Origin of the sequence: Labrenzia sp. THAF35 (assembly GCF_009363595.1) — a bacterium.
In the GTDB taxonomy this organism is placed as follows: Bacteria; Pseudomonadota; Alphaproteobacteria; order Rhizobiales; family Stappiaceae; genus Roseibium; species Roseibium algicola.
On record NZ_CP045380.1, the window covers coordinates 661,340 to 683,170 of the forward strand.

At 59.8% G+C, this 21,831-nt stretch carries 22 protein-coding genes; 16 read left to right on the forward strand and 6 right to left on the reverse strand.

The window, feature by feature from the left end; all coding sequences use genetic code 11:
- Window positions 1-147 precede the first annotated feature (147 nt).
- The gene (locus tag FIU93_RS03100) at window positions 148-543 is read right to left on the reverse strand and encodes a TIGR02300 family protein (RefSeq protein WP_022998947.1); all 396 of its coding nucleotides are present in this window, start codon (window positions 541-543) and stop codon (window positions 148-150) included.
- Window positions 544-867: 324 nt separating this feature from the next.
- Here FIU93_RS03100 and aroA point away from each other — a divergent pair, with 324 nt between their 5' ends.
- The 4 genes from aroA (at window position 868) to FIU93_RS03120 (ending at window position 5,296) form a co-directional block, all read left to right on the forward strand.
- The gene (gene aroA, locus FIU93_RS03105) at window positions 868-2,223 is read left to right on the forward strand and encodes a 3-phosphoshikimate 1-carboxyvinyltransferase (protein WP_173017255.1); all 1,356 of its coding nucleotides are present in this window, start codon (window positions 868-870) and stop codon (window positions 2,221-2,223) included.
- Window positions 2,220-2,846, forward strand: coding sequence for a (d)CMP kinase (cmk, locus tag FIU93_RS03110; RefSeq protein ID WP_022998949.1), 627 nt, complete (start codon window positions 2,220-2,222; stop codon window positions 2,844-2,846). The genes aroA and cmk overlap by 4 nt, the downstream gene beginning before the upstream one ends.
- 272 nt (window positions 2,847-3,118) lie before the next feature.
- Window positions 3,119-4,816 carry a 30S ribosomal protein S1 gene (rpsA, locus tag FIU93_RS03115; RefSeq protein ID WP_031268654.1) on the forward strand — a complete coding sequence of 566 codons (1,698 nt, stop codon included), beginning with the start codon at window positions 3,119-3,121 and terminating at the stop codon, window positions 4,814-4,816.
- Between the two features lie 183 nt (window positions 4,817-4,999).
- On the forward strand, window positions 5,000-5,296 hold the full coding sequence (locus tag FIU93_RS03120) for a hypothetical protein (protein ID WP_022998951.1): 297 nt from the start codon (window positions 5,000-5,002) through the stop codon (window positions 5,294-5,296).
- Window positions 5,297-5,364: 68 nt separating this feature from the next.
- Here FIU93_RS03120 and FIU93_RS03125 read toward each other — a convergent pair whose 3' ends face one another.
- Window positions 5,365-7,296, reverse strand: a complete 1,932-nt coding sequence (locus FIU93_RS03125; protein ID WP_152504808.1) for an FAD-binding monooxygenase — start codon at window positions 7,294-7,296, stop codon at window positions 5,365-5,367.
- Window positions 7,297-7,564: 268 nt separating this feature from the next.
- Between FIU93_RS03125 and FIU93_RS03130 the strand changes: the two genes are divergently transcribed.
- Window positions 7,565-8,044, forward strand: a complete 480-nt coding sequence (locus FIU93_RS03130) for a MarR family transcriptional regulator (RefSeq protein ID WP_023014439.1) — start codon at window positions 7,565-7,567, stop codon at window positions 8,042-8,044.
- Between the two features lie 43 nt (window positions 8,045-8,087).
- Here the strand turns inward: FIU93_RS03130 and FIU93_RS03135 are convergent, their stop codons facing one another.
- Entirely contained in the window at window positions 8,088-8,582 is a 495-nt protein-coding gene (locus FIU93_RS03135) for a nucleoside deaminase (protein WP_022998954.1), read from the reverse strand.
- Window positions 8,583-8,979: 397 nt separating this feature from the next.
- On the opposite strand from FIU93_RS03135, the gene FIU93_RS03140 reads away from it, so the two are divergent.
- The 6 genes from FIU93_RS03140 (at window position 8,980) to FIU93_RS03165 (ending at window position 14,783) form a co-directional block, all read left to right on the forward strand.
- Window positions 8,980-9,972 carry an ABC transporter substrate-binding protein gene (locus FIU93_RS03140; protein WP_152507481.1) on the forward strand — a complete coding sequence of 331 codons (993 nt, stop codon included), beginning with the start codon at window positions 8,980-8,982 and terminating at the stop codon, window positions 9,970-9,972.
- A gap of 7 nt (window positions 9,973-9,979) precedes the next feature.
- A complete protein-coding gene (locus FIU93_RS03145; RefSeq protein ID WP_062490764.1) occupies window positions 9,980-10,759 on the forward strand; it encodes an ABC transporter ATP-binding protein in 780 nt (259 codons plus the stop codon).
- Window positions 10,759-11,610, forward strand: a complete 852-nt coding sequence (locus FIU93_RS03150; RefSeq protein WP_286202399.1) for an ABC transporter permease — start codon at window positions 10,759-10,761, stop codon at window positions 11,608-11,610. The genes FIU93_RS03145 and FIU93_RS03150 overlap by 1 nt, the downstream gene beginning before the upstream one ends.
- Window positions 11,607-13,010: an amidohydrolase family protein gene (locus FIU93_RS03155; RefSeq protein ID WP_152504809.1), complete on the forward strand. Its 1,404-nt coding sequence runs from the start codon at window positions 11,607-11,609 to the stop codon at window positions 13,008-13,010. The genes FIU93_RS03150 and FIU93_RS03155 overlap by 4 nt, the downstream gene beginning before the upstream one ends.
- Window positions 13,011-13,120: 110 nt before the next feature.
- Complete coding sequence (locus FIU93_RS03160; protein ID WP_152504810.1) at window positions 13,121-14,119, forward strand: 2-oxoglutarate and iron-dependent oxygenase domain-containing protein; 999 nt, start codon at window positions 13,121-13,123, stop codon at window positions 14,117-14,119.
- A 235-nt stretch (window positions 14,120-14,354) separates the two neighbouring features.
- Window positions 14,355-14,783, forward strand: coding sequence for a peptidylprolyl isomerase (locus FIU93_RS03165; protein ID WP_022998960.1), 429 nt, complete (start codon window positions 14,355-14,357; stop codon window positions 14,781-14,783).
- Between the two features lie 166 nt (window positions 14,784-14,949).
- On the opposite strand, the gene FIU93_RS03170 is transcribed toward FIU93_RS03165, so the two are convergent.
- Genes FIU93_RS03170 through FIU93_RS03180 form a run of 3 tightly spaced genes read right to left on the reverse strand, consistent with a single transcriptional unit; the run spans window position 14,950 to window position 17,821 of the window.
- On the reverse strand, window positions 14,950-15,996 hold the full coding sequence (locus tag FIU93_RS03170) for a DctP family TRAP transporter solute-binding subunit (RefSeq protein ID WP_152504811.1): 1,047 nt from the start codon (window positions 15,994-15,996) through the stop codon (window positions 14,950-14,952).
- 35 nt (window positions 15,997-16,031) lie between these two features.
- Window positions 16,032-17,315, reverse strand: coding sequence for a TRAP transporter large permease (locus tag FIU93_RS03175; protein WP_022998962.1), 1,284 nt, complete (start codon window positions 17,313-17,315; stop codon window positions 16,032-16,034).
- Complete coding sequence (locus tag FIU93_RS03180) at window positions 17,312-17,821, reverse strand: TRAP transporter small permease subunit (protein WP_022998963.1); 510 nt, start codon at window positions 17,819-17,821, stop codon at window positions 17,312-17,314. Before FIU93_RS03180 ends, FIU93_RS03175 begins: the two co-directional genes overlap by 4 nt.
- A gap of 169 nt (window positions 17,822-17,990) precedes the next feature.
- Between FIU93_RS03180 and FIU93_RS03185 the strand changes: the two genes are divergently transcribed.
- From FIU93_RS03185 to FIU93_RS03205, 5 genes are all read left to right on the forward strand, one after another.
- The gene (locus tag FIU93_RS03185; protein ID WP_055657235.1) at window positions 17,991-18,914 is read left to right on the forward strand and encodes a MurR/RpiR family transcriptional regulator; all 924 of its coding nucleotides are present in this window, start codon (window positions 17,991-17,993) and stop codon (window positions 18,912-18,914) included.
- Window positions 18,915-19,060: 146 nt separating this feature from the next.
- Complete coding sequence (gene sppA, locus FIU93_RS03190; RefSeq protein ID WP_062490767.1) at window positions 19,061-20,047, forward strand: signal peptide peptidase SppA; 987 nt, start codon at window positions 19,061-19,063, stop codon at window positions 20,045-20,047.
- 15 nt (window positions 20,048-20,062) lie between these two features.
- Window positions 20,063-20,362 (forward strand): integration host factor subunit beta, encoded by a 300-nt coding sequence (ihfB, locus tag FIU93_RS03195; protein ID WP_006940254.1) that lies wholly within the window; start codon window positions 20,063-20,065, stop codon window positions 20,360-20,362.
- Between the two features lie 64 nt (window positions 20,363-20,426).
- Complete coding sequence (locus tag FIU93_RS03200; RefSeq protein WP_022998966.1) at window positions 20,427-20,792, forward strand: lipopolysaccharide assembly protein LapA domain-containing protein; 366 nt, start codon at window positions 20,427-20,429, stop codon at window positions 20,790-20,792.
- Window positions 20,793-20,807: 15 nt separating this feature from the next.
- Entirely contained in the window at window positions 20,808-21,716 is a 909-nt protein-coding gene (locus FIU93_RS03205) for an ornithine cyclodeaminase (protein WP_055657231.1), read from the forward strand.
- Window positions 21,717-21,831: the final 115 nt, after the last annotated feature.

Consider the following 21,831-nt stretch of genomic DNA (forward strand, 5'->3'; position numbering starts at 1 on the left):
TCCATATGAGAGCCGGTTTGGGTGCCGGCGTCGATGGAGGCGGGTTATAGTCACACCTCCACACAAGATCAAGCAGAAAATATCAGGATCTTTTCTGCCGCTTGTGGAAAAGCCCGGACAGACTGAAAAGCCTGTCCGGACAATAGCTTAGCGATCCGTATCTTCGTCGATTTCGACGCGGATGCCCGGGACGGATTCTTCGTCTTCATCTTCATCGTCGATAAAGACGTCGTCGTCGTCACTATTTTCGTCGTCGTCGAGATCGACGTCCGTATCTTCCAGATCCGGCACATCGTCGTCGCCGCCTTCCGCTTCCGCATCGGCCTCTTCCAAGGTCACGATTTCCGGAGCTGCGACGTCGTCTTCTTCTTCATCGTCTTCCGGCGTCTCTTCGACCTTCGCAGCCTTCGCGGCACGGGAGGTCATGACCGCCTCGAACACCGTGCCGCATTTCGGGCAGGTGACCGGGTTCCGGTTGAGATCGTAGTATTTGGCGCCGCAGCTCGGGCAGAGCCGCTTTGTGCCAAGTTCAGGTTTTGCCACTGTGCTCACCCTTCTTCGTTATGCAATCGACTTGAATTCGTGGGCCGCCCCATAGCCTCAAGCCGTTCCGGTGTCAAAGGCAAATCAATCGAAAAACATTCTTCGGATTATTGTTCTGCACGTTGTGACTCAAATTTCAAGCGCCTGACCGCGTTACCCACACGCCCTGCAGACCGGCACACGTTTGAATCTGCTTGTCGTTCTGCCAATGCCGGGAAATTTTGCGAAGTTCGGATTCGGGTGGTCTGAACGGATGACGCAGGCGCATCCACATGATAGGACGTGTCACCTTTTGACAACCGATCCAATTTGCGGACATTGAAAATGTCACACGATTCTGCGCCCAAGCCTCTGACTTCCAGCCTGGGCAGCCCCTTGACCGGCACGATCCGCGTGCCCGGCGACAAGTCCATCTCCCACAGATCCCTGATGTTCGGCGCGCTTGCCGTTGGACGCACCACCGTGAAGGGACTGCTTGAATCGGAAGACGTGCTGGCCACGGCTGACGCCATGCGTGCTGTCGGCGCAACCATCACCAAGCTCGAGGACGGCAGCTATACCGTCGACGGGATCGGCCTCGGCAGCCTGCTTGAGCCGGAGCATGTCATCGACTTCGGCAACGCCGGCACCGGCGTGCGCCTGACGATGGGCATCTTCGGAAGCCACAACATCGCCGCTACATTTGTCGGCGACGCTTCCCTGTCCAAACGACCGATGGGCCGTGTGCTCAATCCGCTGCGCGACATGGGTACCAACGTGATTGCCCGCGACGGCGACCGTCTGCCGGCGTCCATCCGCGGCCCGGAGCAGGCACTGCCGATCACCTATCGGGTGCCCATGCCTTCGGCGCAGGTCAAATCGGCCGTTCTGCTGGCCGGCCTCAATGCCGCTGGCGAAACCACCGTCATCGAACCGATCCCGACACGCGACCACACGGAAAAGATGCTGAAGGGTTTCGGCGCCGACATTTCCGTAACCGTAAACGAGGCCGGCGAGCGCGTGATCAAGCTGCAGGGCCAGCCTGAACTGAAGCCGCAGGATATTGACGTGCCTGGTGATCCCTCCTCGGCGGGCTTCCCCCTGGTGGCGGCATTGATCGTGCCGGGTTCCGACGTCGTCATCGAAAACGTTCTCCTGAACGAGCACCGCACCGGTCTCATCACCACCCTGATTGAAATGGGCGGCGATATTTCCATCGTCAATCGCCGCGAGACGGGCGGCGAGGAAGTGGGCGATCTGCACGTGAAGGCCAGCAAGCTGAAGGGCATCACTGTTCCGGCCGACCGGGCGCCGTCGATGATCGACGAATATCCGGTGCTGGCCATTGCTGCCGCATTTGCCGAAGGCGATACGTTCATGCCGGGGCTCGAGGAGCTGCGCGTGAAGGAATCCGACCGCCTGGCCGCTGTTGCCCGCGGGCTGGAAGCCAACGGCATCCCTTGTGTTGAAACCGACGACACGCTGACCGTGACCGGTGGTGCCGATGCGATCGGTGGCGGCACGGTGGTGACCCATCTCGACCACCGCATCGCCATGTCCTTCCTGGTGCTGGGCATGGCTGCCCACAAGCCGGTGACGGTTGACGACGGCGCTGTGATCGCGACCAGCTTTCCGACCTTCACCGGTCTCTTCGACGGCCTTGGCGCTAAGATTTCCGCAAACACCAGCGAGGCCGCATGATCATCGCAATCGACGGACCGGCGGCTTCCGGCAAGGGGACCCTCTCCCGCCGGCTGGCAGATCATTTCGGACTGCGGCACCTGGACACCGGGCTGACCTATCGCGCGGTTGCGGCCGCGCTTCTGGCCAATGGCCTGCCGCTTGGCGACGAAGGTGTTGCCATCGAGATTGCCCATAACCTCGATCTGGCCCAGATGGACAAGTCCGTCCTGTCGGCTCACGAGATCGGCGAAGCGGCGTCACGCATCGCGGTTCTCGGCGGCCTTCGCGACGAATTGGTGAAGCTGCAGCGGCGTTTCGCCCAGACGCCTCCCGGCGCCGTTCTCGACGGTCGCGACATCGGCACGGTGGTGTGCCCCGATGCAACAGTGAAGCTGTTCGTAACCGCCTCTCCCGAGGCCCGCGCAAAGCGCCGGACGGACGAGATGGTCTCCAAGGGGCAGGACGCGCAATATGCCGCCGTTCTGGAGGATCTCAAGCGCCGGGACGAGCGCGATTCCAAGCGAACCGTGGCTCCAATGCGCCAGGCGGACGATGCGGTCTTGCTTGATACGACAGAAATGGATATAGAGACCGCGTTCCAGGCGGCTGTGGATATCATCTCCCGCGCCAGGGGTGCCTGATAAGGACAAGGGGTTCACCACCGGTGCGCCCCTGTTTGTGCATCCGGAACGCATGTGGCCTCAGGCCATCAGTTCTTTACGGAACGACCAGAGAATTTCGGCAGGGCGCCTTTTCCGGCGACCTGTGACGAGACCGGATTTTCCGCCTCTCGCCCCGCCGGCCCGCTTTCGATAGCGGCAGGATCAGCGGAAACCGCGATCCCGGGAGAAGGACAGATCCGGAGTGCAACACCAACCCGCCGGCGGCGCGCCTGAAGGCGCCAGGAGCATATATGTCTGATTACAATCCCTCCATGGAGGATTTCTCCGCTCTTCTCGAAGAGTCCTTCGTTCAGAACGACCTGTATGAAGGTGCCGTCGTAAAGGGCACCGTCGTCGCGATCGAAAAAGACCTGGCAGTCATCGACGTCGGTCTGAAGGTCGAAGGCCGCGTGCCGCTGAAGGAATTCGGCGCAAAAGGCCGTGACGGCGAAATGAAGGTCGGCGACGAAGTCGAGGTTTACCTGGAGCGCGTTGAAAACGCTCTTGGCGAAGCTGTTCTGTCGCGCGAAAAAGCTCGCCGCGAAGAAAGCTGGGTCCGCCTGGAAGTTGCTTTCGAAGCAAACGAAAAGGTCAACGGCCAGATCTTCAACCAGGTCAAGGGTGGTTTCACCGTCGATCTGGATGGCGCAGTTGCCTTCCTGCCGCGTTCGCAGGTCGATATCCGTCCGGTTCGCGACGTGACCCCGCTGATGCACACCCCACAGCCGTTCCAGATCCTGAAGATGGACAAGCGCCGCGGCAACATCGTCGTGTCTCGCCGTGTCGTTCTGGAAGAAACCCGCGCCGAACAGCGTTCGGAACTGGTCCAGAGCCTGGAAGAAGGTCATACCGTGGAAGGTGTGGTCAAGAACATCACCGATTACGGTGCGTTCGTCGACCTCGGCGGTATCGATGGCCTGCTGCACGTCACCGACATCGCGTGGCGCCGCATCAATCATCCGTCGGAAGTTCTCACCATCGGCCAGACCGTCAAGGTGCAGATCATCCGCGTCAACCAGGACACGCATCGCATCAGCCTCGGCATGAAGCAGCTTGAAACCGATCCGTGGGATGGCATCGAAGCCAAGTACCCGATCGAAGCCAAGTTCACTGGCCGCGTGACCAACATCACCGACTACGGCGCATTCGTGGAACTGGAACCGGGCATCGAAGGCCTGATCCACGTTTCCGAAATGTCCTGGACCAAGAAGAACGTCCATCCGGGCAAGATCGTTTCCACTTCTCAGGAAGTCGAAGTGATGATCCTGGAAGTCGACCCGGTCAAGCGCCGCATCTCCCTGGGCCTCAAGCAGACCCTGCAGAACCCGTGGGATGCATTTGCCGAGCAGTTCCCGATCGGCACCGAAGTCGAAGGCGAAGTCAAGAACAAGACCGAATTCGGCCTGTTCATCGGCCTCGACGGCGACGTGGACGGCATGGTTCACCTCTCCGACCTCGACTGGAACCGCCCGGGCGAGCAGGTTATCGAAGAGTTCAAGAAGGGCGACATGGTCAAGGCCGTCGTTCTGGATGTTGACGTCGACAAGGAGCGTATCTCCCTCGGCATCAAGCAGCTTTCCGGCGATCCGATGGAATCGGGTGCAGCTGGCGAACTGCGCAAGAACTCCGTCGTGACCTGTGAAGTCATCGAAATCAAAGACGGCGGCCTGGACGTCAAGATCGCAGACAGCGACCTGACTGCCTTCATCCGTCGCGCCGACCTGTCCCGCGATCGCGAGGAACAGCGTCCGGAGCGTTACTCCGTTGGCGACAAGTTCGATGCCCGCATCACCCAGTTCGACAAGAAGACCCGTCGGGTCACCGTGTCGATCAAGGCTCTCGAGATCGCAGAAGAGAAGGAAGCTGTCGCTCAGTACGGCTCTTCCGACAGCGGTGCGTCCCTCGGCGACATCCTCGGTGCAGCTCTGAAGCAGCAGTCCGAAGACTAAGATTTTCGTCTCTCTCACGAGAGTTGAAAGCGAAAAGCCCGGCAGCAATGCCGGGCTTTTTGTTTCTGCGTTGCGAGGGGTTTGAAGCAAGGAGCGAGCCCTCCAACTTACGCCCCAAATGGGGAATGCGGCCAGCTCCACCGTGCACTAGCTTCCGGTCATGCCATCACCTGGAGCAAGAGCATGTTCGACTGGTATGACCTGCGTAATTTCCTGGAAGACAATCTGATCGTCAGCATATTCGTCGGCATTGCCTTCGCAATTGCCATTGTCTGGGCGGTGGTCGTGTTCGTCCAGGCCCGCGGCGGCGGGTTCAAGGCTGTTTCAGCCAGCCTCTTTGCGACAATCGTTTCCCTGTTCTATCTCGTGATGGCCTTCGCACTGGGCTCGTTTGCCGAGCCTCTGGTCATCATGCCCTATTTCGCAGTTCTCGCCGCGCTCAAGTCCATGGCCGTCGCCTGGCGTATCGGCGCACGTTGATACCAGGTTCCCAGGCGGATGACGTCAAACCGGCCTGGCGCGTTACGCCTGTGCTGGGAAACGCAGACTTAGCGCCGCTCTTTCAGAATGCCCTGGAAATAGCCCGACAATGCTTCATGGGCATCCAGCGGCAATACCTCGGCGACATATTGATCGGGCCGGACGATGACCAAACAGCCTTTATCCCGGTCAATGCCGCGCATTTCGAAAATGTCGTTGCCGCTTTTGAGATCCGGGCAGAACATCTTTTCATAGTCCCTCAGCCCGTAGCGGCCTTTTGCCGGTAGCAGCAGTGACGGCATGCGCCCAAGGGCCAGATCGCGATGGTTTTGCTGGAAGACTGCGCGAAGATCCATAACCGCATCGATATCTTCACCCGCCGCCGTATGACGCAAAACCGGTGAGGCCAGATCGTCTTGCAGAAAGTTGCATAGACGACGGATGGCCGACGTTTCCGCTGCCGGGTCGCCTTTATCGGCAAAGGCGAAGATCCGCCAGCGACCGTCCGCCTTTACGACATGGCCCAGCTGTACCGGCTTGGCGTCGGCAAGACGAACGACAGGGGCGGAATGAAACCGCATGCCGATCTGGAAACCTTCCGCCAATTGCTGATGCGCACCGTCACCCGTCAACAGGGACGGGAGATAGCGCGAGGCTGTGCCGGCGGTATAACGGCCATGCTGCACAAAGTATTTCTGAACTTCAGCCGGTTCGACGCCATCGGGATTGCTTTCCGATCTCACCGGCGCGCTGACAAGCTTTGCCCATTCCCGGTCGAAATCGATCAGGTTCTGCGCAATCGCCTGGCGTTCGGCCGAATAGCTGGCAAGCAGCTGCGGTTCGCTCAGTCCCTTCAGTACGTGTGCGAGTTTCCAGCCAAGATTGAACGTGTCCTGCATGGAGACGTTCATGCCCTGCCCTGCCTTCGGGCTGTGCGTGTGGCAGGCATCGCCTGCAATAAAAACGTGAGGCAAGCGACCAGGAGCGCCTCCTGCCGGAACATCGTCGAACTTGTCGCAAAGCCGCTGACCGATTTCGTAGACCGACCACCAGGCGACTTCCTTCACGTCGAGAGAATAGGGATGAAGGATGCGTCCGGCTGCGGCGATCAGATGATCGACCGTAATGTTCCGGTTTGCGACCCTTTCGTCCGGCCGCAGCTTGTCAAGTTCGACATAGATGCGGACCAGATATCCGCCTTCACGCGGAATGATCAGGATGCTGCCTTCACTGGCCGACTGCACCAACGCCTTGAAGCGAATATCCGGGAAGTCCGTCACGGCAAGAACGTCCATCACGCCCCAGGCCTGATTGGCACTGTCGCCCTTCAACTCGCGGCCCAGCGCCCTGCGCACGGAACTGCGGGCGCCGTCGCAACCGACCACGTATCTTGCGCGTACGGTTTCCGTTTCACCTTCGTGTCCGGGGTCCATGCGTTCCAGCTGAACCGTAACCGGCCACTCCCGCCCTGCTTCGGCCGCCATATCCAGATCGACCAGCCGGCGGGAGTAGTTGGGCTCCAACCTGTTTGGCGAATTGCGCATGATCTCGAGATAAAAGTCGTGAACGCGCGCCTGGTTCAAAATGACATGCGGAAACTCGGACAGACCGTCCTCGACATCCTGAACTCTGCCGCTGCGGGCGATCGTGTCCGGAGACGCCGGGTCCGGTTTCCAGAAAGTGGTCTCGTTGACCCAGTAAGCTTCCTTTTCCAGTCGCTCGGCAAAGCCGAACGCCTCGAACATTTCCATTGTCCGGCAGGCGACACCATCCGCCTGGCCAAGCTGCAGGGGGCCGGCTTTCTGCTCCACGATACGGGTTCGGATGTCCGGGAAAGCCGCAAGTTGAGCGGCAAGCGTCAGGCCCGCGGGACCGCAACCGACAATGAGGACATCGACTTCTTCCGGCAGGCTGTCTGTGTTGGCCAGGGCAGTGGCGTCGGAATTAGGTTCATGAATGACCGGATCACCGGTCTTGAAGCCGTCGAGATGAAATTGCATGAAACCGTCTCCTCCGCCACTTTCCGGCAGTTTGGCAACCGGCCCTCCTTCTTGGGAGAGGCCGGCGCCAGCATGATGGGGCCACGCGAAAGCTGCCGGTGTTCAAGCCCGGACTTCCTTGCCGCATTGCGGGTCTTTCGCGTTTGACAATTCCGCCGCGATGTCCAAACAAACATCGACAACGGATTAATTAGAAAGCATACTGATTATCAGCATGCTGTCAAATATAATCAGCATACTTCCTTTTTTGAGCTCCCTGGAGGCGGCGATGCGAAACCTTGAACAGATGCCCGGACACCTGATCCGCCGTTTGCAGCAGATCGCAGTGGCGGTGTTTCATACGGAAGTGGATGCCGTCGGATTCGACATGACGCCGGTGCAATTCGCGGCGCTGGTCCGGGTGGCGGAAAACCCGGGCATCGACCAGATAACGCTGGCAGGCCTGATTGCCTATGACCGGACCACGATAGCCGGCGTAGTCGACCGGCTGGTGCAGAAGGGCTTCCTGTCACGCGCCGTGAGCGAAAAGGACAGGCGCGCGAAGGTGCTTCACATGACGGACGCCGGAACCGATGCGCTGTCGCGGCTTGGCCCTGCGGTGGAAAAGGCGCAACAGGTGATGCTCAGCGGGCTCGATCGCCAAGAGGCTGACGATTTCATGCGTCTCTTGCAAAAGGCAACAGAGGCGGTCAACGACCTCAGCCGCGCGCCACTGCGTTCCGGTTCCAAGGCCGCGGAAAAAGACTGACTGGCCTGCGAAGGTTCAGCATCAAGACCGCAACAAGCGGTGACTATTTCCCTGCCCAGAAATCCGCCTGCAGGCCGGCCGCTTCTTCTTCCAGAAGCGGACCGACAACCTCCACCTTGCGTTGCCCCGCCGCAAACACAGTCCTGCAGGGCAAATCGAGTGTCGGATTTTCCTCGTGATCACCCGTCTGTTCCTTCAGGGACTTTTCGGTCTGGCCAAAGACGACCCGACCAATGCCCGCCCAGTAGACAGCGCCGGAGCACATGGCGCACGGCTCTGCCGACGTGTACATCGTGCAGCTTTCCAGAAAATCCGGGCGCCAGCGCTTGCTTGCCCGTGTCGCCAGCAGCCTTTCTGCATGGGCGGTCATGTCCTGCCCTTCGGCGGAATAACCGTTACCCTGCTCCATCAGAACCTCTCCGTCCGGGCCTGCCAGCAGGCAGCCAAATGGGTGATCGCCCGTTTCCCGCGCCTGCCGCGCGATTTCAAATGCCCGGCGCAACAGCGCGATATCTTTGTCGTCATGAGTATCAGTCACGCAAGGCTCCTTTGATTTCTTCCCCCTGAAGGGAGCATGAACACGCTCACCCCGCAAGACTTTGCAATCAGTCAGTCACGTTGAACAGAAACACATCAAAAGACTGGCGATTTAAAAGGCAACTGCTGAAATATTGGCCTCTTGATCACTATTCTCGCGGTTTCATCTTGAGGCTTTCTTGACAAAAATCGCACACCGGTTTCCCGTAGAGGTCGAGTAGAAGCGGTGGAGCCCAACGGTTCCGACATTGCTCATCTTTCAGTTGATCGACGATGCCCGGCACGAACGCGCCCGCATCCAAGACCAGGAGATGAGAATGCCGGCCGAAGACAACAAAACGCTCCCGCCACTCGAAAACCTTCCAGAGAAAGTACAGCGAAAGGATGTGCCGATGCGCATGTTTGACGGTAAGTCGTTGGTTGTTGCCATGGCGGCAATGGTTGGGTCGTTTCCGGCGGCTGCGGCCGATCTCGTGACCTATCAGCTCGACTGGTTGCCCGGCGGTGACAAGGCGCCGATCTATGTCTGCATTCAGGAAGGCTTCTGCGAAGAAGCCGGTCTCGAGATCAAGATCGAACCGGGGCGCGGGTCTTCCGAGGCCATCACAAAGATCGCCACGGGGGCATCGGACATCGGTTCCGCGGGCATGGGCGCCCTGATGGCAGCCAAGGCGACCGAAGGCGTGCCGGTGACCGCCGTCATGACCATCTTCAACATGGGACCGCACGCCTTCTACACCACCAAGGACAGCGGCATTGCCTCGATAAAGGATGTCAAAGGCAAGAAGATCGCGACTTCGCCTTTCACCTCCTCCAACGTGTTCCTGCCGCTGGTTCTGGCCGACAACGGATTGTCGGAAGAAGATATCACCCTGACCAAATCCGACCCTGGCGCGTTGGGGCCGCTGCTGATGACCGGCCAGTCGGACGCGATCATCGCCTGGCTGACCGATGTCTCGCGCTATTCCGGCCAGGCGGCGGAGGCCGGCAAGGAACTGGTCGTGCTGCCCTGGGCTGACGCAGGTCTTGAGCTTTATTCCGCATCGCTAGTTGCGGGCGACAAATTCCTGGAGGAGCGCCCGGACGTCGCCAAGCGCTTCGTTGCGGCCTTCAAGAAGTCCCTCGAATTTGCCTATGAAAACCCGGACAAGGCAGCTGCAGCTGTTTCCGCACAAGTGCCGGAACTTTCGGCGGAAGACGTCAAGGGATCCTGGCTGGATGCGTCCAAGCTCGCATTCAACGATGTCACTGAAAAATTCCCGCTCGGCACAATCGATGCCGATAGGCTGGCGGCGACATGGACCCGCGTTGCCGCGGCTCAGGATCTGGACCTGGCATCCCTGAAACCTGAAGACGCTGTCAACCGCTCTTTCCTGCCGGCAGCGGAGTAACCCTCAAGTGGCACTCACCAACAACGCGATCAGCTTTTCCTCGGTCGGTCAGACATTTCTGACCGGCTCGGGATCCGTCACCGCCCTGGACGGGGTCACCGTGACCATTGCGCAGCATGAGTTTGTAGCAGTGCTCGGTCCATCCGGATGCGGAAAATCGACCTTGCTGAGGCTGACCGCCGGACTGATGAAACCTTCAAAGGGAACGGTGAGTGTCTTCGGCAAAGAGGTGACGATGCCGAGGGACGATGTCGGCATCGTCTTCCAGAAACCGACATTGCTTCCCTGGGCGAACGTAGAGGACAACGTCGTCTTTCCGGTTCGCCACAAATACGGACGGGTGACCACGGAGGACCGCGAACAGGCCCGCACCATCATCGAGACCGTCGGCCTGAAAGGATTTGAAAAGCGGCTGCCGTCGGAGCTTTCCGGCGGCATGCAGCAACGGGTCGGCATTGCCCGGGCTCTGTTTCTCAATCCGGACATTCTTCTGATGGACGAACCGTTTTCAGCGCTTGATGCACTGACCCGCGATGCCATGGGCTTTGAACTTCTTCGGTTGTGGCAAGCAAGTCCGAAGACAGTTCTTTTCATCACCCACTCGATTCCGGAAGCCGCGCTGCTGGCCGACAGGATCCTTGTGCTCAGCGAGCGCCCCGGCCGCATCATCGCGGACCTGCAGGTGCCTACCGCCCGTCCGAGAGACGAAAGCGCGCTGAGAACGCCGGAGATGCAGGATTTCTCGGCCGAACTCCGCTCGCTGCTGATCAGAAAGGAGGCCGCCTGATGACTGTCAGCGAAACACAGGACACCGCCGCGGCGAAGACCACCCCAAAGCCCGAGCGTCTGGAGCGGCCGTTGCCGGTTTCCGAAAAGCTGCTCCGGATGCCTGTCGTACTTCCCCTGATCACCTTTCTCCTGATCCTGGTCATCTGGGAAGCCGGGACACGGCTGTTTTCCGTTCCCTCTTTCGTGCTGCCCGCCCCTTCCCGCATTCTGGGCGGATTTGAGAGCGTTACAGCCGGACGCTGGATGGAGCATATCTGGGCAACGCTTCGGGTCGCCCTCATCGGCTATGCCGTATCGTTTGTCATCTCGCTTCCGATTGCCGTCGGCCTTGCAAAATCACGGCTGCTTTCGGGTGCATTCTATCCCTTGCTCGTGGTCATCCAGTCTGTCCCGGTCGTCGCCGTTGCCCCGATCATCATCGTGGTGCTGGGCACCGGTGATGCACCACGCGTCGTGATCACCTTCATGATCTCGTTCTTTCCACTGGTCGTTTCCATGACGACAGGTCTGGCCGCCACGCCACCGGAGCTGATCGAATTGTCCAGGTCGCTGCGCGCGCCGTCCTTCCGGGAGATCACGCAGATCCGCCTGCCCTATGCGACGCCTTACATCTTCTCGGGCATGAAGATTTCGATCACGCTTTCGGTCATCGGCGCTGTCGTGTCCGAATTCGTCGCCGCCGAAAAAGGCATCGGCTACTTCATCCAGTTCTCCACGTCGATGTTCAAACTGCCCCAGGCCTGGGCTGGACTGGTCATCCTCGTGATCATGTCGCTGGTCCTGTTCCAGCTTGTCAGCCTCGCACAGCGGATCTTCTTTCCCTGGTCACTACCGAAGGGACAGAAATGACGAGCTTCCTGATCAACAACATTGACTACGGCCTCACCGGAACCCGGGAGGGAGACCGCGTCAGCGGTGCAATCCGCGTTCACGACGGCAGGATTGCGGAAATCGGCCACCTGCAACCCCGCCAAGGCGAACGGATTGTCGATGCAAGTGGATGCGTGGTCACACCGGGTCTGGTGAACACCCATCACCATCTATTCCAGTCTGTCCTGAAAGCCGTGCCGGAAGGCATGAATGCGCCACTTGACGACTGGCTCATGAACGTTCCCTACAGCTACTGGCCGCTGATCGACGAGGAAACCCTTCGCGTTTCGGCCAGGATCGGACTGGCAGAACTGCTTCTCACCGGAACGACGACGGTCTGCGATCATCACTACGTCTATTCCGACCACTATGACTACGATCCGGCGGACGTGCTTTTTGAAGAGGCGGAAGCGCTTGGCATCCGTTTCGTCCTGGCCCGGGGTGGTGGAACGAAAGGCCGGTCTTTTCCCGATCCGAGCCTGCCACCGTCACCAAGCGAGCCACTGGACAAATTTCTGGCAAGCATCGAGCGGACTGCAAACCGCTGGCACAACCCGTCCCCAGGTTCCAGCAGGCGGGTTGCCGTCGCACCGACCACGCCGACGTTCAATGTCGATGCGGGAGAGCTTGCCGACATCGCCCGCTTTGCCCGCGGCAAGGGCCTGCGCCTTCATTCGCATCTTTCGGAAAACCGGACCTACGTGGACTTCACCCTGGCGAAATACGGCAAGCGACCGGTTGATTGGCTTGCCGAGCAGCAGTGGCTCGGGCCGGACGTCTGGTTTGCCCATCTGGTGGAATGCGACCGGGACGAGGTGCGCATGCTCGCAGAAACCGGCACCGGGATGGCGCACTGTCCGCAAGCAAATGCAAGGCTTGGCTCAGGCATTGCTCCAGCTGACGCCCTGCACGACCTCGGCGGCCGAGTTTCGCTGGCGGTAGATGGCGCAGGCGCGAACGAGGCCGCCGACATGGGCGCAGCCCTCTACAGCGCCTTCGCGCTGCACCGAGCGACAAAGGGCGTGCAGGCATTGCAAGCCGAAAGCCTGCTCAACTGGGCAACCGAAGGCGGCGCCAAGGTGCTCGGCTTTGAGGAGATCGGCGTGCTGCGTCCCGGCATGATCGCCGACATTGCCGTTTTCGACATTTCCGCCCCTCGCAACATGGGACTTCACGATCCGGCCCTTGCTCCCGTGCTGACGGGTGCCGCAAGCCTGCGTCACAGCTTTGTCGGCGGGCGGCAGATCGTCCGGGACGGTTCCATCCCCGGACTGGACCTGGCCGGGCTCGGTTCGGACGCAAGGCGTGTTACCCGGCAACTGATTGAACGCAGAAAGGAAATGACGGCGCTTTCACGGGCCCGCGCCGCCCAGGCCTGATGGCAAATCGCCTGCGTCGGGCAGGCACATTCTTATGTGGAGTAGAAGCTGTCAGTGCCCATGAGCACGGGTCATTGCTCCCGGACCTCTTTCTCAAGGAGAACGGAAATATGAGCACCTCTGCATCTTATGGTCTCGTTGAACTGGAAAAGGAAAAAGGCTTCGGCGGCGTCGGTGAGACGGTCGACCGGTCAATTCCCCAGGTCGACATGTCGGATTTCTTTTCGCGCAAGGCAGAGATCACCGAGGATCTGTGGGCAGCGGCTACGGACATCGGCTTTTTCCAGCTGAGCAACCACGGCATCCCGCAGGAACTGATCGACGAGGCTTTTCGCTTGTCGGCCGGCTTCTTCGACCTGCCGACCGAGACGAAAGAACAATATCCGCTTCGGCCCGGCACCAATGCAGGCTGGGAATTCAAGGCACAGGTCCGCCCTTCAACCGGTACTGCCGACCAGAAGGAAAGCTACCAGATCACCCTGCCGCGCATGACGGGTCTCTGGCCGACCGGCGAAGAACTGTCCGGCTTCAAGGCGACCATGCTGGCATTCGAGCGGCACAACTGGGCGCTGGCGATGAAGGTTCTGTCCTGCTTCGCCGACAAGCTGCAGTTTCCGCCGGACTTCTTCACCGACGGGCACGACCCGCTGACACCGGAATACCAGTCGACCCTCCGGCTGATCCATTATCTGGGCATGGAAGATGCCAAGCCAGAGGACTTCAAGTTCTGGCGCGCCGGAGCCCACACCGACTTCGACTGCCTGACACTGCTGCACCAGAAGGCAGGCCAGGGCGGGCTACAGCTTTGCCCGGGCAAGGACAGCCAGGGCCGGGCGATTGCCTGGACCGACGTACCCCCGCTGGAAGGCGTTATCACCTGCAACATCGGCGACATGCTGATGCGCTGGTCGGACGACAAGCTTCTGTCAAACCTTCACCGGGTGCGCATGCCCAAGCCGCAGGAATATCTCGGCCCTCGCTACTCGATGGCCTATTTCGCCCAGGCCAACATGGATACGGTGCTTGCAGGGCCGGAAGGCAAGTATGAGCCGATGACGGCGCATGACTATATCCAGATGCGGCTAGGTGCGAATTTCGGCAAGAAATAGCGGCGCAATCGCCATCGGACGAAGTAGAACCACGGCACCGGGGCCATCGTTTGAAACGATCGGCGCCGGGGCTGCACCATTTCAGTCATGATTTGTCCGCGAAACTATCCAGAAGCTGACGATCCGGCAGACTTTACTTTTGCTGCCCGTCCTTTAGGCTTGGTTTCACGACGAGCACCCGCCAACGAAACGCGGCCTCAAAACTCACCCAACAGACAGAATTGCGAAACGCTCCATGACCGAAGCCAAAAGCGGCGACACGGTTCGTCTTCATTATAAGGGCACGCTGGACGACGGCTCCGTCTTCGACAGCTCCGAAGGACGCGACCCGCTGGAATTCACCGTTGGATCCGGCCAGATCATTCCGGGTCTCGACCAGGCCATTCCCGGCATGAAGGTTGGCGACGAGAAGACGGTCCGCATCGAACCCGACAGCGCCTACGGTCCCCACAATCCGGCCGCACGCCAGGCTGTTCCGCGGACCAACATTCCGGCCAACATCCCGCTGGAAGTCGGCATGCAGCTGCAGGCGCAGACAGAGAACGGCCAGATGATGACCGTGACCGTGATCGAGATTTCCGAAAACGAAGTCATTCTGGACGCCAACCACCCGTTGGCCGGCAAGGTGCTGACGTTCGAGATCCAGCTGACGGGGATCAACTGAGGCCCACCGGTTCCGGTTTAGCTGGCGGTGGCAAAGTCAGAAGCCGATTTCGGCTCTCTGATGAGGTCTGAACACTGAAAAGACAAAAGCCCCGCGGTTCGCCGCGGGGCTTCTTTTTTCACGCACCGGCGCTGCAAGCCGGCGCGCGAAAATATCAGACCATGCTTCAGTCCATATAGACGCTGTCGTTGGCTTTCTGGACCTCGGTCTTGAACAGGCCAAGCAGTTCGTTGGCTTTCGGGTCGAGGTTTTCAGCCACGTGCGTTTCGAAAGCCGGCTGGGCCGCTGCAGCCATGGACGCGCGCTGGTCGGCGGTGAGAGCGGTCACTTCCATCTTGTCCATCAGGCCTGCCAATCCCCTGTCGGAGGCTTCGATGATGCGCGACAGGCCACGGCTGGCGGTTACACAGCTTTCCGCGGCATAGCGCATGGTCTTCTGCTGCTCTTCGCTCAATCCTTCGAAGAAGTCCCGGTTGACCATGAACGTGTAGGGCGAGAACAGGTGGTTGGTCAGCGTCATGTACTTCTGAACTTCAGAGAAGTTCGCGAAGGAAATGATCGGCACCGGGTTCATCTGACCGTCGATGACGCCGGTCTGCAGGCCGGAATAGACCTCGCCCCAGGATAGCGGATAGGCCTGCGCGCCAAGCGCCTGAATGATGGTCTGGTGAGACGGCAGCGTCATGGTGCGGATGCGGATGCCGTCAAAATCATCGAGCGACGCGATCGGGTGCTTGGAATTGGTAACAGCGAAGAACCCGCCCGTGTCCGGGAAACCGAGCACCACAACATCTCCAAGGGCTTCCTCGATGTCGGCAGCCAGAGCCTTGCCGAAATCACCGTCGAAAACCGCGTAGGTGGCGGCGTTGTCGGCGAAAGCGAACGGCAGGTTCAAAACGTCGATGCGTGGGTAGTAGCTTGCCAGCGCGCCGGTGGACGTCAGTGTTGCCTGGATGATGCCGTCGCGCACATGCTGCACATGCTCGGCAGCCGAACCGAGCTGGTTGGAACCGAAGACCTCCACTTCGACGGCACCGTTGGTGTCTGCGTTGACGATGTTGGAGAACACCGCGGTGCAGGCATGAGCCGGATTTTCAAATGGATCGGTCTTGTTGTCGTGTCCGAACTTCAACACCTTTCCATCTGCCAGCGCGCTGCCGGCCATAAGCGCAGCGGTCAGCCCGACCGCCAGTCCCTTTGCGAACTTCTTCATGATTTTCTCCATTCCTCTGTCAGGTTGTTTTTTTGTTATTGGGCAAACCCGAGAGCACGCGGCAGCATCATCGCCGCGCTTTCCCAGAAGGCGAACAGGAACAGGACCGCCACTTCTGCGACCAGGAACGGCCCCAGCTTGATGGCAATCCGTTCCAGTTTCTCACCGGTGACCGATGAGAGAACGAACAGGCACGCGCCGACAGGCGGCGTCATCAGCGAGATGTTGAGTGCCAGAACGAAGATGATCCCCGCATGGATCGGCTCCAGACCCACCTGAGCGGTGAGCGGAACAAGAACCGGTGCCAGGATGATCAGTATGGCGGTGATATCCATGACCATGCCGACGATCAGCAGAAGTCCGATGATGATGGCGATGACCGCATAGCGGTTGTCGGCCAGACCCAGGATGGTCTCGGCCAGCATCTGGGGGATTTTTTCAAAGCTCATCCACCAGCCGAGGATGCCGGCAAAGGCGATGATGACGAAGATCACGCCGGTGATGCGCGCTGTGCGCACGAGCATCTGGTAAAGCGCGGGCAAGGTCAGCGTCCGGTAGACGAATGCACCGATGAAGAGTGCATAGGCGACTGCAATGGAAGCAGCTTCCGTCGGCGTGACGACACCGCCGAGAATACCTCCCAGGATGATCACCGGCATCAGCAGTGCGGTAATTGAGGAAACGAAGACCTGCCAGATTTCCTTCAGGTTGGCCCGGCGCTCCGCCTTGGGCAGGCTGTTGCGGGCCGCACCAAGGGTAATGACGGCCATGCAGACACCGCAGATGACGAGACCCGGCAGAATGCCTGCGGCGAACAACCCACCAATGGAAACGCCCATGAGCGAGCCGTAGACAACCATCAGACCGGACGGCGGGATGGTCGGTCCGATGATCGAACCGGCCGCCGTTACGGCGCACGCGTAATCGCGCTTGTAGCCTTCCTTGACCATGGCGGGCACCAATGTGCGCCCGAAGGCCGCCGCATCCGCCGTTGCCGAACCCGTTAGCCCCGCAAAGAACACGGAGGCGAGCATATTTGTGTGGGCCAGCCCACCCCGGAAATGGCCGACCAGCACCTGGGCCAGCTTCACCAACCGGTCGGTAATACCCGTCTGGTTCATGATTTCGCCGGCCAGAATGAAGAACGGCATCGCCAGAAAGGGGAAGATGTTCAACCCGTTGAAGATACGGCTCGGCCCGATGGCCAGGAACTGGTCACCGCCCATATGAATGAGGCCGATGACGCCGGCCGCGCCAATGGCAAAGCCGATAGGCATGCCGAGCAGGACAAATCCGATGAAGACAGCGGCAACGATCATGCTGCGGCCTCCGCAAACGGAGGATTGTCGAGATGGGTGCCGTTGTCCCGGATCATCGCCAGAACGGTCTGGATCGAGGCAAGGGCTGCGGCAGCCGGGATTGCCGCATAGAACGGCTGCAGACTGATACCGAAGATCATGGCCTGCCGCTTGGCGCCGCTTTGCGCGAAACCGAGCCCGTACCACAGCACGTAGAGAAACAGTGCCAGAACGCAGAGATCAATCGCCATCAGCACAATGCGGCGCAACGACACCGGCACGCGCATGATGGCAGCCGTCAGTCCGATATGGTCCCGTCTGGCGATGCCGGATGAGACGGCCAGCATGGCTGCCCAGATCATCAGGTAGCGCGCCAGGATCTCCGGCCAGGGCAACTGCCAATGAAAGAAGTAGCGATCAACCACGCCAAGCCAGACATCAAGCACAAGCAGTGCCATCAGCAAGGCTATTACAGCCTCGACGCCCGTATTCAGCCTGGCACTGGTTCTGGCAGCCCACTCGCGCATAATCCCTCCACCGAAATGTACCTTAATTACATTTTCAGAGCAGAAATTGCGTTTCGTCAAGCGTATTTTGTTTTTAAATTACATTTCTCGCGTAAATGAGGCTATGATCAGGCGCTGATTGACGATTTTGTGTAATCAAATTACAAATCCCGCAACCAGGGAGACATGTGTGCAGGCAAAGATCCGAACCCCGACCGGCGACAATACAAACGGCCATGCCGCTATCGATCTCATTTCCGCACTCCGCGATCACGCCGGCCAGTTTCCGGCGCGGGAACAAAAGGTTGCGGACTACGTGCAAAAGCATCTGTCCGCGATTTCGGACATGACGATCGCCGAACTGGCAAAAGCCTGCGGCGTCAGTACACCGACCGTCGTTCGCTTTTGCAGGACACTCGGCTGTGACGGTTTCCGGGAATTCAAGCTGCGTCTGGCGCAAAACCTGGCCGTCAGCCTGCAGTATATTTCCGCGCCATCGACCACCGAGCAGGTTGCCAGCGAAACGGCGATCGACCGCGTTCTGGGCGCGCTTTATGCGACCGCCAATGTCATGCGGCAGCAGGTCGATCCGGCCGTTATCGAGCGGGCCGTCGAAAAGATCGCCAAATGCCGGCAGCTTCTCACCGCCGGGATCGGCGGTGGGTCGACGATGGTGGCCGGTGAAGCGGCAAGCCGCTTTTTCCGCCTTGGCATCCCGTCCGTCGCCCTGCACGACAGCTATCTCCTGCAGATGCGCGCGGCGACGCTCGGGCCTGAAGACGTTCTGCTGTGTGTCTCCGCCAGCGGCGAAGCGGATGAACTGGTCAGTGCGGCCGAAATTGCCGGCGGCTATGGGGCCACCACGATCGCGATCGCACCGAAAGGCTCCCGCCTTGCAATGATTTCCAAGATCCCCATCCTGGTCGATCTTCCCGAGGACCCGGACATCTTCAAGCCCACCGCCTCGCGATACGCGCACCTGGTGATTGTCGACGCCATCGCCATGACGGTCGCGCAAGTCCGGGCCGCCACCACAAGCGAAAACCTGCGCCGGATCCGCTCTTCCCTGACCGCCTTCCATGGCCGCACCGGACCTCAACCTCTGGGCGATTAAGCCTCATGAACACACGAAACTGCGCCGGCTTGCCAGAAACTGCCGCAATCTGATGTGAAACTGAGAGAAGCCGATTGCATTTCTTACAACGGTCACCCTATGTATGTTATTGGTTTTCATAAGCTCTTGTCGGGGACATCGTATTCATGTCGGTAGATGTTGACGCGCTGGTAGACAGACGGCGCCTCAGACGCAAAGTGACCTTCTGGCGGATCGCGACTTTTGTCGTCATCGCCGCGGCACTGATCGGGGGGCTTATCTACGTCTCCGGGGCTTCGGAATTGTCCAAGCGGACGGCGCATATCGCGCGCATCCCGATCGAAGGCGTCATCCTCGAAAGCCGCAAGACCCTGCAGATGATCGAGAAGATCGGCAAGTCCGATGCGGTCAAGGGCGTGGTGATCTCCATCAACTCTCCAGGTGGCAGCACAACCGGCGGCGAAGCGCTATATGAAGCGCTGCGCAAGCTTTCCGAAAAGAAGCCGGTGGTTGCCGAAATCCGCACCATCGGAACCTCGGCGGGCTACATGATCGCCCTTGCCTCCGATCACATCGTCGCGAGATACAATTCCATCACCGGCTCCATCGGCGTGCTGTTCCAGTTCGGCAATATCAGCAAACTGATGGAAACGGTCGGCGTGGAAATGGATGCGGTCAAGAGCGCACCGCTGAAGGCCGAGCCCGACTTCTATTCCCAGACGAGCCCCGAGGCACGCGCCATGCTGCAAAAGCTCGTCGACAATTCCTATGACTGGTTCGTTTCACTGGTCGCCGAGCGGCGATCTCTCGACATGCCCAGGGCCAAGGAACTTGCAGACGGCCGCATTCTGACGGGCCACGATGCCCAGACGGAAAAGCTGATCGATGCCATTGGCGGCGAAGATGTCGCAATCGACTGGCTAGTTAGCGAGAAGGGCGTTCCGAAAGATCTTCCAGTCGTCACCTGGAGCGCCAACGAAAATCTGGAAGAGCTGCCGTTTTCCTCCCGGGTCTCGCGAGAGTTCGGAAAAGGCATCGGATCGGCCCTTCTGGAGCCGGTTAGTGAAGCTAAGGGGCTGATTCCACGAGGGCTTACGCTTGACGGGCTCGTATCCGTTTGGCAGGCTTCTGACGCGGCAGACAATAATCCGTAAGCGAGGGGGCACTTCATGATCAAATCTGAGCTGGTTCAGCATATCGCCGAACAAAATCCGCATCTCTATCAGCGGGACGTTGAGAACATCGTCAACGCCATCTTGGATGAGGTTACCGAAGCGCTCATGCGCGGCGACCGGGTGGAGTTGCGCGGCTTCGGCGCGTTTTCCGTCAAGAACCGCCCTGCGCGCGTCGGCCGCAATCCGCGAACCGGTCAAAAGGTGGAAGTGGACGAAAAGTTCGTGCCCTTCTTCAAAACCGGCAAGGAAATGCGTATACGGTTGAACGATGGTGTGGACCACGGCGACGACTGATTGCGTTTGCCACGGCACGCCATTTAAAATCGACTTCTGATCTGGCCAAAACCGGGAGAACCCAGTGACCCGTTTCCTCAAGAACGTGATCTTGTTCGTTATCGCGGTTGTCCTGATCCCGTTGTCGGTGGCGAACCGGCACACGGTCTCCCTGTCGCTCAATCCCCTCGACCCGCAGGACCCGCGCCTGACAATCCCGGACATTCCGCTGTTCTGGATCATCTTCGCAAGTCTGGGTGTCGGCATCATCGTCGGTGGACTTGGCGCATGGGCCAAACAGGGCCGCTGGCGCAAGGAAGCACGCGTGAAGCGCCGGGAAGCCGCGAAATGGCACAAGGAAGCCGACCAGCTGCGGGAAATGAACACCGCAGGTCAGCCGGCATCCAATCTCAAGGGACTGGCAGGACCGGGCAACCGCAACGCCGCCTGACCGGCCGACATTACCATGCGTATTATCTCCAGCGACGAGATCGATGCCTGCCTGGAAGACAGGGCCGTTCTTGAAACGCTGCGCCGGGCCTATCGCTCCAGCACAGTCGCCCCCAAGGCATCCCCCTTGCCCATCGGCCGGCTGAACCAGCAGCAAGGCGCGCTTACCGTACAGCCGGCCTGGACTGACTTTACCCAACAAGGCGACGTCAAGCGCGGCTATATCGGCTGCTCCCTGGCGCTGGATCTACCCGAACAAACGGGCCTGTCCTCAAGTCTCTACCTATTGTTTTCCGGTTCCGGCGGACAACCGATCGCCCTTCTGGATGGCATGCGCCTTACAGTCTGGCGCACGGCCGGTCTGCATGCGCTCGGCGCAAGTTACCTGTCCCGCGAAGACACGTCCCGCCTGCTGGTCATCGGCGACGACCCGAGGTTGCCCCGGCTTGTGTGCGGTTATGCGGCCGTGCGCAACCTGACGTCGATCCTTCTGGCCGGCGTGTCGCCGGAAATCCAGAAAAGGATCGCCGCCTTGCCCGCGCTCAAGGGGGTCAATGTCGGCATCACGAACGAGATCTATGCCGCGCAGGAAGGCGCGGACATGATCTGCATTGCCGGTCCGGAAAACGAAACAGGCACCCATCACGCCCTCACCTACCTGGATCCTCCTGCGGGCTGTCACGTAGATGTGCTGGATCCGGAAGCACAATTGCCGACAGAACTGCTGCAGGAAGCACGGCTGTTCACCACCGACCTGAGCGAACCGCCGCGGCCGGATCTTGAATGGGCTGCCGACCTGAAAGACCTCACACAGGGCACGAAAGCCGGCCGGCGTTACTACGGCCAGCGCACGCTGTTTTTGCCTGCCCCGCGCACCGGGCTCGCAGACTACGCACTGGCTGCACACGTTTTTTTGAGGACGTGACCTCTGGAACTCGTGCCTGCGCACACCATATCCCGGAACAGCAGGGGGAATCCATGAAAGCGAGCGCCCGAAAAGGGTCGCCCGGATGACGGCTTGGCCGCCATGGGTTTCTCAT

What these genes read in the sequence shown, in the direction of transcription:
- FIU93_RS03180 (WP_022998963.1), bottom strand. Translation starts at nt 17,821, where the DNA reads ATGCGCGAGTGGGCTGCCAGAACCAGTGCCAGGCTGAATACGGGCGTC.
- FIU93_RS03125 (WP_152504808.1), bottom strand. Translation starts at nt 7,296, where the DNA reads ATGCAATTTCATCTCGACGGCTTCAAGACCGGTGATCCGGTCATTCAT.
- rpsA (WP_031268654.1), top strand. Translation starts at nt 3,119, where the DNA reads ATGTCTGATTACAATCCCTCCATGGAGGATTTCTCCGCTCTTCTCGAA.
- FIU93_RS03205 (WP_055657231.1), top strand. Translation starts at nt 20,808, where the DNA reads ATGCGTATTATCTCCAGCGACGAGATCGATGCCTGCCTGGAAGACAGG.
- FIU93_RS03160 (WP_152504810.1), top strand. Translation starts at nt 13,121, where the DNA reads ATGAGCACCTCTGCATCTTATGGTCTCGTTGAACTGGAAAAGGAAAAA.
- FIU93_RS03120 (WP_022998951.1), top strand. Translation starts at nt 5,000, where the DNA reads ATGTTCGACTGGTATGACCTGCGTAATTTCCTGGAAGACAATCTGATC.
- cmk (WP_022998949.1), top strand. Translation starts at nt 2,220, where the DNA reads ATGATCATCGCAATCGACGGACCGGCGGCTTCCGGCAAGGGGACCCTC.
- FIU93_RS03165 (WP_022998960.1), top strand. Translation starts at nt 14,355, where the DNA reads ATGACCGAAGCCAAAAGCGGCGACACGGTTCGTCTTCATTATAAGGGC.
- ihfB (WP_006940254.1), top strand. Translation starts at nt 20,063, where the DNA reads ATGATCAAATCTGAGCTGGTTCAGCATATCGCCGAACAAAATCCGCAT.
- FIU93_RS03150 (WP_286202399.1), top strand. Translation starts at nt 10,759, where the DNA reads ATGACTGTCAGCGAAACACAGGACACCGCCGCGGCGAAGACCACCCCA.
- FIU93_RS03130 (WP_023014439.1), top strand. Translation starts at nt 7,565, where the DNA reads ATGCGAAACCTTGAACAGATGCCCGGACACCTGATCCGCCGTTTGCAG.
- FIU93_RS03140 (WP_152507481.1), top strand. Translation starts at nt 8,980, where the DNA reads ATGTTTGACGGTAAGTCGTTGGTTGTTGCCATGGCGGCAATGGTTGGG.
- FIU93_RS03175 (WP_022998962.1), bottom strand. Translation starts at nt 17,315, where the DNA reads ATGATCGTTGCCGCTGTCTTCATCGGATTTGTCCTGCTCGGCATGCCT.
- aroA (WP_173017255.1), top strand. Translation starts at nt 868, where the DNA reads ATGTCACACGATTCTGCGCCCAAGCCTCTGACTTCCAGCCTGGGCAGC.
- sppA (WP_062490767.1), top strand. Translation starts at nt 19,061, where the DNA reads ATGTCGGTAGATGTTGACGCGCTGGTAGACAGACGGCGCCTCAGACGC.
- FIU93_RS03155 (WP_152504809.1), top strand. Translation starts at nt 11,607, where the DNA reads ATGACGAGCTTCCTGATCAACAACATTGACTACGGCCTCACCGGAACC.
- FIU93_RS03170 (WP_152504811.1), bottom strand. Translation starts at nt 15,996, where the DNA reads ATGAAGAAGTTCGCAAAGGGACTGGCGGTCGGGCTGACCGCTGCGCTT.